This window comes from Bailinhaonella thermotolerans, from assembly GCF_003594875.1.
Classification (GTDB): Bacteria; Actinomycetota; Actinomycetes; order Streptosporangiales; family Streptosporangiaceae; genus Bailinhaonella; species Bailinhaonella thermotolerans.
In genome coordinates, this window is sequence record NZ_QZEY01000005.1 from 497,769 (window position 1) to 511,618 (window position 13,850).

Below are 13,850 nucleotides of genomic sequence, written 5' to 3' on the forward strand. Positions count from 1 at the left end.
GATGGTGGGCGGGAGCGCGGTGCGTAGGGGATGCTGGGCTTTGCTGGACTAGCCTGGGTTCGGGTCTTGTACGGCTCGGACGATGGTTGCCCCGACACCTGGCCTGAGGGGGACTGGTGGCGAAGCACGACCGGGAGGATCCTCACTCGCTTGAGGAGCAGCTCGCCTGGCTGGACGCGCTGAGCAAGGAGGGCGCGGCGGAGCCGGGCAACGGTGTGCCCGCGGAGGGGGAGGTCTCCCCCTATCCGCGTGACCCCTGGTCGGCCGTGCCCGCCGTACGCCCTCCGGTGCCGCCGCCGATGTTCCGGGCCGGCGCCGAGACCGCGCAGTCCATGGCCGAGCCGCCGGGGCCGAACCCCTTCGGCCGCGCGGGCGTCACCACCCCGGGCACCGTGGAACGCGACACCCGCCCCGCGCCCCCGGCTCCCCCCGCCCCGCAGCCGCCCTCCGCCGCGTCGCCGCCGGTGGCCCCGCCGGAGTTCGGCTCCCGCGCCGCCGGTCCCGTCGACGCCAGGGCGTACGGCGGGCCTGAGCCCTCTGGCCGCGCCGCCGTACCCCGGCCTGACCCCCGCGCGGCCGAGCACCCGCCCCACGGCGCGGAAACCCGCCCGCCCGCCACGCCCCCGGGCTCCGATCCCCGTACGGCGGCGCCGGGCGCTCCCGCCGTCCCCGGGGCCGCCGCCCCGCCCCCCGGTCCGGCGGCGCACGGCGCGGACGCGCCCCCCGCACCCGGGACCGGCGGCGCGGAGACGCCCGCCGTACCGGGGACCCCTGCCGCGGAGGAGCGCGGCGGGCACGCGGCGGCCCCTCCGCCGCCCGGCGAGGCGGAAGCCCGGGCCGTGCCCGGCGCTCCTGACGTGGAGGCCGGTCGCGGCTCCGCGGACGCCACCGTCGCCGACGCGGCCCGGCCGGAGTCGCCGCCCACGGCCGCGACCGGCGCGGAACCCTCCGCCGGCCCCGATCCCGCGACCCCTGACGCCACCGGCCTCCGCGCCGATGACGCACGCGCCGATGACGCCCGTGCTGATCCCGCACGCGCTGGTGAGGCCCGTGCTGGTGAGGCCCGTGCTGGTGCCGCGCCGCGCGCTGACGCCGGAAACCGGGTCGATGCCGGCGCCGGGGTGGACGTGCCGGCGGGTGCGGGGAGCGAGGCGGGCCGGGGCGGCCGGTCCGAGAGTGAGGGCGTGCCGCCGTCCGGCCACGACGCGAGGGCCGTCGCGGACGCCCCTCCCGGCGCTCGTCACGGGGCCGACGCCCGGCCCGGAGCCGAGGCCGCCGGGCCCGGATCCGTCGCGCCTCCCGGAGCGGGCACTCGTCCCGCCGCTGACGTCCGGCCCGGAGCCGACGCCTACTCCCGGGCCGACGCCCACCCCGGCACCGGTGCTCCGGGCGCTCCCGCGACGAGTGTGCCGGGGCCTCGCACGGGGGACGGCGGCGGGCTGGAGCCGTTGCCGCCGGAGGAGTTCCCCGTGCGGGACGTCTATCCGGCGGAGGCGTCCGCCGGGCCGTACGCCGTCACGCGCGAGGACTACGAGCGGACCCGCCCCACGTACGAGCCGCCCGCCTACGCCCCGCCCACGCCCCGCGCGGGCGAGCGCCCCGAGCCCGGCGACCGCCAGGTCTATCCGCCCCCGGCGAGTCCGGCCGCGTACGTCCCGCCCGCCTACGAGCCTGCCCCTGCCCCGTACGAGCCCGGCCCCCCGGCCTACGAGCCGCCCACCGGGACGCCGGCCTACGAGCCCCCGCCCGCCTACGACGCCCCGCCCCCGGCGTACGACCGGCCGGCCGGCCGCGGGGCCGGGGCCGGGGCCTACGAACAGGCCCCCGGCCACCCGGGGTACGCCTACGACCGCCCGGCGGCCCAGGACCGGCCCGGTTACGAACCGCCGCGCGGGACCCCGTCGTACGAGGCCCCGGATCGGCCCGGCTACGCGGGGGGCGGCTACGGGCGCGGGTACGACCGGTCGTACGACGCGTACACCGACTACGACCAGCCGAGGCAGCCCGGCGCGGACGTGCCGCAGACGGCCGACAGCCTCGACCCGATGACCCTGCTGCGGGACCGCCCGACGCCGCCCTCCACGGGCTGGCGGCGGCTGGTCTACCGCGCCAGCGGCGGGCTGATCCGCCCGGGCGAGTCGCCGGTGCAGCTCCGCCGCCGCGAGCTGATCATGCGCGCCCGCACGCCCGTCGCGGGCGGTCACCACCGCGTCGCCGTGCTCAGCCTCAAGGGCGGCGTCGGCAAGACCACGACCACCGTGGGCCTCGGCGCGATGCTGGCGCAGATCAGGGGCGACCGCGTGATCGCCGTGGACGCGAACCCCGACCGGGGCACGCTGTCGGACAAGGTCGAGCTGGAGACCGCCGCGACCGTCCGCGACCTGCTGAACGAGCGCGAGCAGATCCAGCGGTACGCCGACGTGCGGGCGTTCACGTCGCAGTCGAGCAGCCGCCTGGAGGTGCTGGCGTCCGACCGCGACCCCGCGGTGTCGGAGGCGTTCAGCGAGGCCGACTACCGCGCCGTGGCGCGCGTGCTGGAGCACTTCTACTCGATCTGCATCACCGACTGCGGCACCGGCCTGCTGCACTCGGCGATGTCCGGCGTGCTCGGCCTGGCCGACCAGATCGTCCTGGTCAGCAGCCCGTCCGTGGACGGCGCGCGCGCCGCGTCGGCGACCCTCGACTGGCTGGAGGCCCACCACTACGGCGATCTCGTCCGCGCCGCGACCGTGGTCCTGTCGACCGTGCGGCCGCGCTCGAAGTCCACCGTGGACCTCGAACGCCTGGAGGCCCACTTCGCCTCGCGCTGCCGCGCCGTCGTGCGCGTGCCGTACGACTCGCACCTGGAGGAGGGCGCCGAGATCGACCTGGAGCTCCTCCAGGCCCCCACGCGCGAGGCGTACCTCCAGCTCGCGGCGACGGTCGGCGACGGCTTCGCCCGCCTCCCCCGGACCTGACCCCGCCGGGCCGCACGACCTCGGCCGGGCGGTACGGCATCCGCCGGGCGGTACGGCATCGGCCGGGTCCCGGCCGGCGGGTGTACGGCTCGCGCCGGGTCCGGGCGGGCGCGAGCCGTACGGGATCCGGGAGGCGTCAGCTCATGAAGCGGACCAAATCGATCAGCCCGCCGCGCACGCGGTAGGCCACGAGGACGCGCACCGGCTCCTCCGCGACGTCGTGCGCGACCTCGTGGTCGATCACCCAGTCCCCCTCGGTCAGCCGCCCGACGATCTCCGCACGGCAGCGCCCCTCCGCGAACTGGTCCTCGTACGCCTCGCGCAGGCCCGCCCGCCCCTCGATCACGGCCCCGTCGCGCCGCTCGATCCGCACGTCCTCGGCGTACGTCGCCGCGAAGCCCTCGAGATCGTGCGCGTTGTACGCCGCCAACTGCCGTTCCACCACATCAACCGGCTGACTCATGCCGCTCATTCTTCCGCCGCTCCACGGTGACGATCGCCGTGTTCACGGCCGCCACGACCGCGAACGCCAGGCCGAGCAGGCCGTGCCCCAGGCCGTACAACGCCGCCGCGGCGCTCCCGAACACGAGCGCCTTCACCACGAGGACCCCGGGGAGCGGCGCCTTCACACGGGCTCGGGGCGCGGCGAACAGGCCCCACAGGACGGCGGCGGCCAGCGGGGCCCCGATCCCCAGCGCCACCCGTCCCGCCACCCCGGCGTCCTGGGCGAAGCCCCACCAGCACAGCACGGCCAGCGCGGCGATCTCCAGCAGGAACGCCACCAGGTCGTGAATCGATATCCGAGTCATGGAGAGCATGATCCCGGGCGGCTCTCAGCGGCGGGAGGCGAGCAGGGGGGCGACGCCGCTATCGTGGATCTCGCACTGGAGGGTTCGCATAGTGGACGAGTGCAGCCGCCTTGAAAGCGGCCAGGGCTGGTGACAGTCCTCGTGGGTTCGAATCCCACACCCTCCGCTGGACCCAGACCCGCCAGGGCCGCTCTGACCTGGGCGGATAAGCTGAGCACATGGCCGTGTTCGGACTCCACGCGAAGTTCACCGCGCTTCCCGGCAAGCGGGACGAAGTGGTGGACATCCTGCTCAAAGCCGCATCCCTCATGTCCGACGCGGAAGGCTGCGAGTTCTACGTCGTCAACCTGGTCCCGGCCGAGCCCCAGGACGTCTGGATCACCGAGTTCTGGGCCAGCCGCGAGGCGCACGAACGCTCCCTCACCCTCCCCGGCGTCCGCGACCTCATCGACGACCTGATCCCCCTCCTCCAGGGCCGCGGCGAACGCGTGGAACTCCTCCCCCAAGGCGGCCACGGCCTCCCCCCGTCCTGATCCGGCCGGCGCCCGCGCCGGTCCCAGGGCGTACGGCCCGAGCGGAGCACGTCAGGGGCGCGTCAGCGCGGGTCATGGTGCGGCGGGGTCCGGACGGGCGGCCAGGCGGTCGAGACGGGCGTCGATCCTGCGCCGCACCGCCGCCACCACGACGCCCGCGATCGCGAGGAGGGCGAGCCAGGGCCAGACGGTGTGGCGGACGGACAGGATCGCGGCGACGGTGGGCTGGCGGAGCGAGGTGGCCCGGACGTCCAGCGAGACGGCGTGGTCGTCGTACGCCGCGGGCTCGCTCACGTCGATGACCCGCTCCTCCCGGCCGCCCGAGATCTCGGCGGGGGTCGAGGCCGGGGTGGTGGCCTCCACGGCGAGGCGGGGATGGCGGAGGACGACCTTGGAGCCCGGCCCGGGGATGAGGAGGACCGAGAAGGGGATGCGCCTGGCGTCCCCGGTCCCGGCGGTCTTCCGCCCTCTCGCCAGGGCGGCTTCGGCGGGCGTGAGGCGGGTTTCGCCGAGCGAGCGGAGGCCCTCGACCACGGGCGGGACGGGGACACGGTGGGCGACGGTGACGGGGAGGCCGGCCGGGGTGGGCGGCTGGGAGAGGCTCACCTGCCGGGTGTACGCCAGCGTGGTGACCTCGCCGAACTGGGCCGGGGACGGGCTGGGCCGCCAGTCGTCCCCCAGCAGCGCGTCGAGGGACTTGGCGAGGCGGGGGATCTTCGCGGGGACGGTGACCACGATCTTCTCGACGCCGGTCCAGCGCTCGCAGGAGCCGGTGCAGGAGAGGTGGCTCGTGTAGCCGGCCGAGAGGTGGATCGTGGGGATCCTGGTCGGCCGGGGGAAGCGAATCGAGTCCTGGCTTCCCAAGGTGGTGAGCAGCGCCACGGCCGTCGATGTGGCCAGGGCGAGGCCGAGGGCCGCGGCCCTGCGGACGAGGCGCGACCAGCGGGCGCCGGGCAGTCCCGCCATCGGCGGGAACCCGGCGTCCCAGGCGTCGTAAGCCCGGCGGGTCGGCCGATCTCCGGGAGAGGGAGGCGCGGGACCCCAGCGGACGCCATCCCAGTGCGGCGGTCCCGTCCCGCTCGGCGGTCCCGTCCCGCCCGGTGTGTCCTCCCGGTCCGGTGTGTCCTCCCGGCCCGGTGTGTCCTCCCGGCCCGGGGCGGCCGGCTCGTCCGGCGCGGAACGGTCCATGGGCCACCTCCAGCCCGGTCGGTGCTCCCTCGACGACGTCCGGGGGCCGGATCGTTCCAGGCGCCCTCACCCGCAGGCTACTCGCGCTTTCCACCGGGGTCCCGGGATTCCGGCCCGGTCCCGGGATTCCGGCCGGGCTCCCCGGATTCCGGCCTGGGCCCCCGGCATCCCGGCGCCCCGGATTCGGGCCGGGGCTCCGGCGTTCCGGCCGGGGTAGGCGGTTTCCGGCTGGGGCCGTCCCCGGCCTATTCGTAGGTCTCGTCGGGTTTGGTGAGGCGGCGGAGGGTGGTGGCGGCCAGTTCCGGGGGGACGGTGCCCTTGGGGAGGCCGCCGGTCTTCGGGGGGATCCAGGTGCCGGTGACCTCGACCCAGGTGTCGCGCGGCGGGGCCTTGACGCCGCGGACCAGGACTTTCAGGGCGAACGCGTCGGCGGCGCAGCAGTTCATCTGCATGCGCGCGACGTACCAGGCGCCCTTGCGGCCCGGGACGACGAAGCCGGTGAGGGCGACCTGCCGGCCGGTGAGCGAGCCCTTGCCGTCCCAGGCCCGGCCCACGAACTCCCCGACGGACATCGCCGTCAGCCCCGTGTTCAGCGGCTTGTACGCCGTCACCGGCACCGCGGGGCGCGGGGCCGACCGGGAGGCCGCGTCGGAGCCCAGCGGCGGGGGCGCGATGAGGAGGATGGCGAAGACCGGGAGGGTGAGGAGCCAGGCCACCCGCGGCGCGTGCCCCGCCCTGTCGCGCAGGATCCCGACGACGCCGAGCACCACCAGCACCACCCCCGCCGCCACCAGGAACCACCGGAACCCGGGCTTGACGTAGTTCAGGTACGACGTGGTGAACAGCGACACCCACAGCACGGCCCCGCCGAGCAGGGTGACGAGCAGGTTCTGCGACGTACGGCTCACAGCAGGGCCCATCCCGTCAGTACGGCGACCGCCACCGCCAGGCAGAAGGTCAGCGGGACGAACCGCAGCGCGAACGCCCGACCGAACGTGCCCACCTGGAGGGCGATCAGCTTCAGGTCCACCATCGGTCCCACGACCAGGAACGCGAGCTTGGCCGTGGGCGAGAACGACGCCAGCGACGCGGCCACGAAGGCGTCCGCCTCCGAGCAGATCGACAGGATCACCGCCAGCAGCGCGAGCACCAGCACCGCCAGCCACGGCACGCCCGCGACCGTGTCGAGCCAGGCGCGCGGGACCACCACGTTCAGCGTCGCCGCCGCGAGCCCGCCGACGACCAGGAACCCGCCCGCGTGGAGCAGGTCGTGCAGCATGGCCTGCCGGAACGCCTCCCAGCCGGTCTCGGCGCCGTGCCGCGACGGCACGCGCAGCCAGCGCGCCCGCCCGAACCGCGCCCAGACCCACCCGGCCAGCACGGCGACCGTCAGCGAGGCCGCGAACCGCGCGAGCACCATCATCGGCTGCCCCGGGAACGCCACCGCCGTGGCCACCAGCACGATCGGGTTGATCGCCGGCGCCGCGAGCAGGAAGGTCAGCGCCGCCGCCGGGGCCACCCCGCGCGCCATCAGCCCGCCCGCGACCGGCACCGACGCGCACTCGCACCCGGGCAGCACCGCGCCCGCGACTCCCGCCACCGGTACGGCCGCCGCCGGGTTCTTCGGCAGCGCCCGCGCCCAGAACGACGCGGGCACGAACGCGGTGATCGCCGCCGACAGCGCGACGCCGAACACCAGGAACGGCAGCGCCTGCACGCAGATCGCCACGAACACGGTGGCCCAGGTCTGGAGCGCCGGCCAGTCGATCGCCGGCGCCAGCCAGACGCGCCCCGCGACCAGCCCGGCCACGAGCAGCCCGAAGCCCCACAGGACCCGGGCCCGCCCGGACCCCGTCCGCCGCCCCCACGAGTCCGGGGGATACAGATCCTCCGCGTCGGCCCCGGGGCCGCGCGGGAGCCGGGTCGCCGTCACGTGAGCTGGTCGAGGAGCCAGCGCGGGCCGATCACCTCGGCGCCGAGCGCCGCGCAGCGCTCGCGCAGGCCCCGGTCCGCGGTCACCACCAGGACGCGCTCCCACGGTTTCGCCGCGCGCACCGTCTCCACGATCGTGTCGTCGCCGCTGCCCTCGGCCGCGACCACCTCCACGTCGCCGACCGGCCGCACGCCCTTCGCCGCGCCCTCGACGATCATCGTGACCCGGGGGTACCACCGTTCGAGTGTCCCGCCGGGCAGTCCGCGCAAGCCGTACTCGAGCTGCGCGGACACCTGGCCGAGCAGGCGCGCGGTCGCCCCGGCGCGGTCCTTCCACCAGCCGTCGGCGCGGGAGCCGACGATGTTCGCCGCGTCGAGCACGAGGAGCACCGGGTCGATCGCGCCGCTGACCGCGGGCCAGGTCTCCGCGAAGCCGGGGTGCAGCTTCATCCCCGCGGCCTCGCCCACGGGGATCCACTCCAGGGCCGAGCTCTCGGAGTTGGCCGGCTTGGCGTCCAGCCGTACGGGAGCGGTCGCGATCACCGTCTCGAACGCCCAGCCGCCGTGGTCGTCGTGGTAGACGCCCTCGACGCGGATGTCGCCGGGGTCCACCCCGGCCTCCTCGAACGCCTCCCGCAGCGCGGTCTGCACCGCGGTCTCGTGACTGTCGCGCGCGCCACCCGGGAGACCCCACGTCCCCCCGTGGTGGCTCCACCACGATCTGCGCTGGAGCAGGACGTGCGGATCGCCGCCCTCGCTCCGGTGAACGATCAACAAGCCGGACGCGCCGTGGATCCCCCAGTGGCGATGTCCTCGCTCACAGATCGCCCACCCGTCTCCGTCCTTCGCCGCCATGCCAGTCATCTTGCCGCACGGCCCGGGCCCGGAACCCCGCCCGGCCCCTTCGGTGATCATGCGTCCAGGGGGCTGACCTGCTCGCTTGTGCTGGTTTCGGGTGTTTCGCCCGTTGAGCCTCGGTAGTGTGGTCCGAGTCATGCATCCCTCCGGCTCACCCTCGTCGCCCTCGTACCGCGGACCCCACCTGGCGCTCGTCGCGGTCGCCCTGGCGTACTGCGCGACCGTCGTGCTCACCACCTCGCAGTCGGTGGTGCTGAGCTGGGATGAGGTGATCTACGCCAGCCAGGTCGCCAGGGACGTGCCCGCGACCGAGTTCTCCGCCCCCCGGGCGCGGGGGATGTCGCTGGTGGTGCTCCCGATCGCGGCCATCACCTCGTCCACCGAGGCCATCCGGATCTACCTCACGCTCGTCTCGGGGCTCGCGCTCTACCTGGCGTTCCGCCCCTGGATCCGGCTCGTGGGCTGGGCCGCCCCGGTCGCCGCCGGCCTGTTCGCCACCCTGTGGACGACCCTGCTGTACGGCAGCCGCGTCATGCCCAACCTGTGGGTGGCGCTCACCTTCACCGGCGCGCTCGGCTGCCTCCTGCTCGCGATGCGGTACGGCTCGCGCCGGCCGCTGTACGGCGTCGTCGCGGGCCTCGCGCTCGCGTCGCTGGTGCGGCCGACGGACGCGCTCATCCTGGCGGGCCCGGTGGGCCTGTACGTCCTGGTCAAGAGGTACTGGCCGGGCGTGATCGCGATGTCGGCGGGGCTCGCCGTGGGATGGGGCTCGTGGGCGGTGGAGGCGTTCGCCCGTTTCGGCGACCCGGTGCGGCGGTTCAAGTCGGGCGCGGGGACGCAGGACAGCATCGGCTTCTACCTGTACCAGCACCTGGAGGGCGTGGACGGGCCGTACATGGTCTGCATGCCCACCACCCTGTGCGCCGGTTTCCGCTGGTCGGCCGTGCTGTGGTGGCTCCTCCTCCCGGTCCTGGCCGCCGTCGGCGTCGCCGTGGCCCGCCGCGGCCACCGTTCGGACCACCTGCTGGCCATCGCCGCCGCCCTGACCCTGGCGGCCTCCTACATCCTCGTCTTCAGCTTCGGCAACTCCCGGTTCCTGACCCCGTCGTACGCCCTGCTGGCGATCCCGGCCGCCGCCGCCTTCGTCCACACGGTACGGCGGCGCGCGGTGTGGGCCCGCGCGGCGGCCGCGGTGGCCGCGACGGCCCTGGTGGGAGCCCACTTCGTGGTCCAGCTCCAGACGATGGACCGGGTCATGGCCACCCGCGAATCCAGCGACGACGCCGCCGCGACGCGAGCCCGCTACATGGCGGACCGGCTCGGCGTGAAGCCGCCCTGCCTGGTCTGGGGCGATGTCGCGGTCACCTTCGCCTACCCGATGAAGTGCCAGGCCATGGTCCCCTGGGGCCCCGACGCCACGGACGAGGCCACCGCCCGCCGCGCCCGCGCCACGACCCCCCACACCGTCGTCCTCACCGAGGGCCGGACCCCGCCCCCGCCCGACGCCGCGAACTGGGAGAAGCACCGCCTCCCCGGCAAACGCGACCTCTACGCCTGGGTCTCCCCCTCCCGCTGACGTACGGCGTGGCCCGTACGGTCCCCGGCCGGCGCCGAGCCGGTGGCGGGGCGGGACCGGGCCGGTGGCAGGGCGGGGCCGGAGCCGGGGACCTGGGCCGGGGACCGGGGCCGGGGACCGGGGCCGGGGACCTGGGCCGCTCCGCGTATCCTCGTGGCCCGGCGATTCAGGGGGTTCGGTGGCTGTGCGGATGCGGTTGACGGCGATCACGCTGGACTGCGCGGACCCGATGGCGCTGGCGGCGTTCTACCGGGACGCCACCGGGCTGCCGCTCGACCCCAGGTCCACGGAGGAGTTCGCGGGGCTGCGCGCGGAGGACGGGTTCTTCATCGGGTTCCAGCGCGTCGAGGGCTACCGGCCGCCGACCTGGCCGGGCCAGGACACGCCGCAGCAGCTCCACGCCGACTTCGACGTGGACGACCTCGACGAGGCCGAGGCGGCCGTGCTCGCCCTGGGCGCCACCAAGCCCGCCCACCAGTCCGGCGGCGACCGCTGGCGCGTCTTCCTCGACCCGGCGGGCCACCCCTTCTGCCTCACCCTACGGAAGAACCCCACTCCGCGGGCCTGACCCTGACCAACGGTCGTGCCGGCCGTTCGCGCCGACCAGGGCGGCCGCGGTGAGCATCTCATCGTGCCGGCCGTGGGTGAACGCCTCGCGGGCGAGGCCGGCCGGCTCCTGACCAGCGGGTGCCTTCGCGAGCCCCCTGGCAGGGCTGATGAACCCGGGACGCTCCGGGCCGGGTTCATCAGGCGGGGATTTGACTCCGGGTCGGGCGATCCAGGTCGGGCGATCCGGGTGGGGACGCCGGGTCGGGCGATCCGGTGGGGACGGCTCCGGGGCCGGGTGGGTCAGGCGGGGAGGGACTCCGGGTAGGGGCCGTGGAGGGGCGGGTAGTGCTGGACGCCCGCCGCCTCGGTCGCGTCGATGTAGTTGGCGAGCGCGTGGCGGGACTGGGCGAGCCTGCGCATCTGGTCGTCCAGGCGGCGCAGCCGCGCGCGCATCATGGCGAGCAGCTCGGGGCATCCGAGCAGGTCCGGGGCCTCGCCCTCCGCGCAGGGCAGCAGGTAGGCGATGTCCTCGGAGGACAGCCCGGCCCCGAGCAGGTGGCGGATCTGCTTCACCCGCAGCACGGCGCTCTCGTCGTACTCGCGGTAGCCGTTCGCGCCGCGTTCCGCCTCCAGCAGGCCCTGGGCCTCGTAGTAGCGGAGCTGGTGGGCGTTGACGCCCGTCCGGCGGCTGAGTTCCCCGATCCGCATCGCAACCTCACTTGACCTTCACACCGGTATCAACGTTGACGATGCTGCCATGAGCAACGAAACCCGTACTTCCGTGACCGTCATCGGACTGGGACTGATGGGCCGGGCGCTCGCCGCCGCGTTCCTGCGCGCCGGGCACTCCACGACCGTGTGGAACCGTACGGCCGGCAAGGCCGACGAGCTGGTGGCCGAGGGCGCGCGCGTGGCGCCGACCGTCGGCGACGCGGTCGAGGCGTCCCCACTGACGATCATCTGCCTCACCGACTACGACGCCGTGCGCGGACTCCTCGGCGGGGACGACGCCGACCTGACCGGCGCCACGCTGGTCAACCTCACCTCCGGCACCTCCGCCCAGGCCCGGGAGGCCGCCCGGTGGGCGGACCTGCGCGGCGCCCGGTACCTGGACGGCGCGATCATGGCCGTCCCCCCGGCCATCGGCACCGCCGAGGCGGTGATCCTGCACAGCGGGCCGAGGGCGGACTTCGAGGCGCACGAACCGGTCCTCGGCGCGCTCGGCACGGTCACCCACCTCGGCGAGGACCACGGCCTGGCGTCCCTGTACGACGCGGGCGGCCTGGTCATGATGTGGAGCGTCCTGAACGGCTGGCTCCAGGGCACCGCCCTCCTCAGGACCGCCGGAGTCGACGCCGTGACCTACGCCCCCTTCGCCCGGCAGCTCGCCGCCGGCGTGGCCGACTGGCTCCCCGGATACGCCGAGCAGATCGACCGGAACTCCTACCCCGCCGAGGTCTCCGCCCTGGAGACCGACGTCAGGGCCATGGAGCACCTGATCGAGGAGAGCGAGGCCGCGGGCATCAACACCGACCTCCCCAAGCTGCTCAAGGCCACGGCCGACCGAGCCATCGCCGCAGGCCACGGCGGCGACCAATACCCCGTCCTGATCACCCAGTTCACCACCCCCACCCCCTGACCCACCCGGTTCCTCCACCCGGGCTCCCCCGTACTGCGCGGCCCCCGGACATTGCGCGGGGCCGCGCCGTACGAGCCCGCCAGACGACCTGGGTGAATCCCCCGATTGCGAGAGTCGCGCAGGCGGGGGCCGTCGCGGCCGAAAGGGCCGGCGGCGAAGGTCCACAAGGCGGCGAAGGTCTACAAGCAGCGGACCCAAGCGCCCGGACCGTGGCCAGTTCGACGCGCTGGCCGTATGTGCCGGGGCGGACGCACGCGGGGCGGCTGCCGGCGTGCCAAACCCCCTGGCGATCGATCCAGTGGGCCATGCCGATCTCGACGCCGATGCCCTCTCCGGCCGGCCCGGTGTGCCCGTCGGGCCGGAACGCGATAGCCGTGGCGTCTTCAGTGGCCCCCACAACCGTCCCTCGCTCAACGGTCGGCGCCTTGGTGCCGAAAGGCAGCCAGTAAACGATCGCGCCACCGACGAGGCCGCCGACCAGCAGTGACCCCACGACCCGGAGCACCCGACCGCGAACCACCCCCGACGCCGACGAAGCGCGCAACCGAGCAGGCGCCATATCGGCAGGCTATCTGGCAGGCGCGGCCTCTCCTGCCGGTGAGTCCTCGGGCCTGCCGGGATCGGCGGACGCCGACGCGTGCCGGCGGTTCGACACCGCGATCAAGCCCCTGGCCGACCTGGTCCGGAAGGGCTTCCTGCCGGACTCCATCCTCGACCGCGCCGCCGAGACCAGCTCGAAGAATCTGGAGCAGCTCGCCGGTCAGGCGAGCGGAGAGGTCCGCGCGGCGATGGGTGGGACGGTGAGCGCCATCACGCGCGTCCGGGTGAAGCTGAAGGTGTTGGGGGACATCCCGGGCGATCTGGCCGAAGAGATGAAGGCGGTCCAGCAGAGCACGAAGAAGGTGCGGGAGGCGTGCCAGGCCGAGGACGTCGAAGTGGCCGGCATCGCGGAGTGAGAACAGAGCCCTGAAGTCCGGTGATGCGGCGCCGAGGGCGTGCCGCTCGGCCGCGGCCCTCCGGGAAACCGCGGGGTGAGCGGGTTGTGGTGGGATGTGGCGATGCGACTGGAGCGGGTGCGGCAACTGGTGGGCGAGGTGCTGCTCTGCGGCTTCGTCTTCGTCCTTCTCAGCGGGGCGTTCCTCGCTCTTCACTACCGGCCGGGCGGGCAGGTGGTGTACGACGGCGCCTATGAGCCGCTGCGCGGTGTTCCGATGAGCGGGGCGTACGAGTCCGTGCTGCGGATCGGCTTCGAGGTTCCTGGGGGCCTGCTCGTCCGGCGGTGGCACCACGATTCCCTGGTTCTGCTCGGACTGGGGACGGTGGTCTGGGCTCTGCTGGGCCGGTACCGATACGCGCTGACGGTGCTGGCCCTGGGCGCGATCGCCGGTCTCTCCGGCTACGCCTCCGCCGACGACGTGCTCAGCGGAACGCCCTTCGCGGCGGTCGCCATCCCCTGGTGGTACGCCCTGCACATCCTGGCGACCGCGGCCATGGGCGTCGTGCTCCTGGTCTCCTCCCGCCGAGAGGCGGCCCAGCAGCCCAGGACACTCCCCTTCGCGACCGCGACCGTCGGCGTCATCATCCTGGCGACCCTTCTCATCTGAGCCGCCTGAGTGCGGGAAGGACTCGTGGCGCGGCAGGCCGGTCTCGTCGGGGTAGGCGCATGCCAAGGCCCCCGCCGCCGGGTGGTTCCGGTGGCGGGGGCCTTGGCTGCTGTTCGTGCGGGGTGACCCCGGGGGGTCACCCGTTGGTGTGGGCGTAGGCGCCGGTGGAGAAGGGCTTGGGGGTGCCCTTGGTGCCCTTGCCGGG

Annotated in this window: 14 protein-coding genes and 1 tRNA gene; 8 read left to right on the top strand and 7 right to left on the bottom strand. The window is 74.8% G+C overall.

From position 1 onward, the window contains the following. The first annotated feature begins 116 nt into the window (after nt 1-116). Nucleotides 117-2,957, top strand: a complete 2,841-nt coding sequence (locus tag D5H75_RS41640) for a nucleotide-binding protein (protein WP_242454309.1) — start codon at nt 117-119, stop codon at nt 2,955-2,957. A 136-nt stretch (nt 2,958-3,093) separates the two neighbouring features. Here the strand turns inward: D5H75_RS41640 and D5H75_RS17705 are convergent, their stop codons facing one another. Both D5H75_RS17705 and D5H75_RS17710 read right to left on the bottom strand, forming a co-directional pair. Next, nucleotides 3,094-3,420 carry a nuclear transport factor 2 family protein gene (locus D5H75_RS17705; protein WP_119927546.1) on the bottom strand — a complete coding sequence of 109 codons (327 nt, stop codon included), beginning with the start codon at nt 3,418-3,420 and terminating at the stop codon, nt 3,094-3,096. Beyond that, a complete protein-coding gene (locus tag D5H75_RS17710; protein WP_202638245.1) occupies nt 3,404-3,766 on the bottom strand; it encodes a YrdB family protein in 363 nt (120 codons plus the stop codon). Before D5H75_RS17710 ends, D5H75_RS17705 begins: the two co-directional genes overlap by 17 nt. 77 nt (nt 3,767-3,843) lie before the next feature. Between D5H75_RS17710 and D5H75_RS17715 the strand changes: the two genes are divergently transcribed. Beyond that, nucleotides 3,844-3,932 (top strand) — tRNA-Ser (locus D5H75_RS17715). Nucleotides 3,933-3,984: 52 nt separating this feature from the next. Continuing rightward, nucleotides 3,985-4,299: a putative quinol monooxygenase gene (locus D5H75_RS17720; RefSeq protein WP_119927548.1), complete on the top strand. Its 315-nt coding sequence runs from the start codon at nt 3,985-3,987 to the stop codon at nt 4,297-4,299. Nucleotides 4,300-4,371: 72 nt separating this feature from the next. On the opposite strand, the gene D5H75_RS17725 is transcribed toward D5H75_RS17720, so the two are convergent. The 4 genes from D5H75_RS17725 to D5H75_RS17740 all read right to left on the bottom strand — a co-directional run bounded on the left by D5H75_RS17725 (nt 4,372) and on the right by D5H75_RS17740 (nt 8,196). Continuing rightward, complete coding sequence (locus D5H75_RS17725) at nt 4,372-5,265, bottom strand: hypothetical protein (protein ID WP_119927549.1); 894 nt, start codon at nt 5,263-5,265, stop codon at nt 4,372-4,374. A 467-nt stretch (nt 5,266-5,732) separates the two neighbouring features. Then, a complete protein-coding gene (locus D5H75_RS17730; protein ID WP_119927550.1) occupies nt 5,733-6,407 on the bottom strand; it encodes a TIGR03943 family putative permease subunit in 675 nt (224 codons plus the stop codon). Beyond that, nucleotides 6,392-7,420 carry a permease gene (locus D5H75_RS17735; RefSeq protein ID WP_242454310.1) on the bottom strand — a complete coding sequence of 343 codons (1,029 nt, stop codon included), beginning with the start codon at nt 7,418-7,420 and terminating at the stop codon, nt 6,392-6,394. Before D5H75_RS17735 ends, D5H75_RS17730 begins: the two co-directional genes overlap by 16 nt. Next, a complete protein-coding gene (locus tag D5H75_RS17740; RefSeq protein WP_242454311.1) occupies nt 7,417-8,196 on the bottom strand; it encodes an NUDIX domain-containing protein in 780 nt (259 codons plus the stop codon). The genes D5H75_RS17735 and D5H75_RS17740 overlap by 4 nt, the downstream gene beginning before the upstream one ends. Nucleotides 8,197-8,413: 217 nt before the next feature. On the opposite strand from D5H75_RS17740, the gene D5H75_RS17745 reads away from it, so the two are divergent. After that, entirely contained in the window at nt 8,414-9,853 is a 1,440-nt protein-coding gene (locus D5H75_RS17745) for a hypothetical protein (protein ID WP_119927552.1), read from the top strand. Between the two features lie 178 nt (nt 9,854-10,031). Beyond that, entirely contained in the window at nt 10,032-10,421 is a 390-nt protein-coding gene (locus D5H75_RS17750; RefSeq protein WP_242454312.1) for a VOC family protein, read from the top strand. 281 nt (nt 10,422-10,702) lie between these two features. Here the strand turns inward: D5H75_RS17750 and D5H75_RS17755 are convergent, their stop codons facing one another. Then, on the bottom strand, nt 10,703-11,110 hold the full coding sequence (locus D5H75_RS17755; protein ID WP_119927554.1) for a MerR family transcriptional regulator: 408 nt from the start codon (nt 11,108-11,110) through the stop codon (nt 10,703-10,705). Between the two features lie 49 nt (nt 11,111-11,159). Between D5H75_RS17755 and D5H75_RS17760 the strand changes: the two genes are divergently transcribed. The 3 genes from D5H75_RS17760 to D5H75_RS17765 all read left to right on the top strand — a co-directional run bounded on the left by D5H75_RS17760 (nt 11,160) and on the right by D5H75_RS17765 (nt 13,645). Then, on the top strand, nt 11,160-12,041 hold the full coding sequence (locus D5H75_RS17760) for an NAD(P)-dependent oxidoreductase (protein ID WP_119927555.1): 882 nt from the start codon (nt 11,160-11,162) through the stop codon (nt 12,039-12,041). An 800-nt stretch (nt 12,042-12,841) separates the two neighbouring features. Further along, a complete protein-coding gene (locus D5H75_RS41645) occupies nt 12,842-12,997 on the top strand; it encodes a hypothetical protein (protein ID WP_202638246.1) in 156 nt (51 codons plus the stop codon). 102 nt (nt 12,998-13,099) lie between these two features. Continuing rightward, nucleotides 13,100-13,645 carry a cytochrome b family protein gene (locus D5H75_RS17765; RefSeq protein WP_147425197.1) on the top strand — a complete coding sequence of 182 codons (546 nt, stop codon included), beginning with the start codon at nt 13,100-13,102 and terminating at the stop codon, nt 13,643-13,645. Nucleotides 13,646-13,850 lie beyond the last annotated feature (205 nt).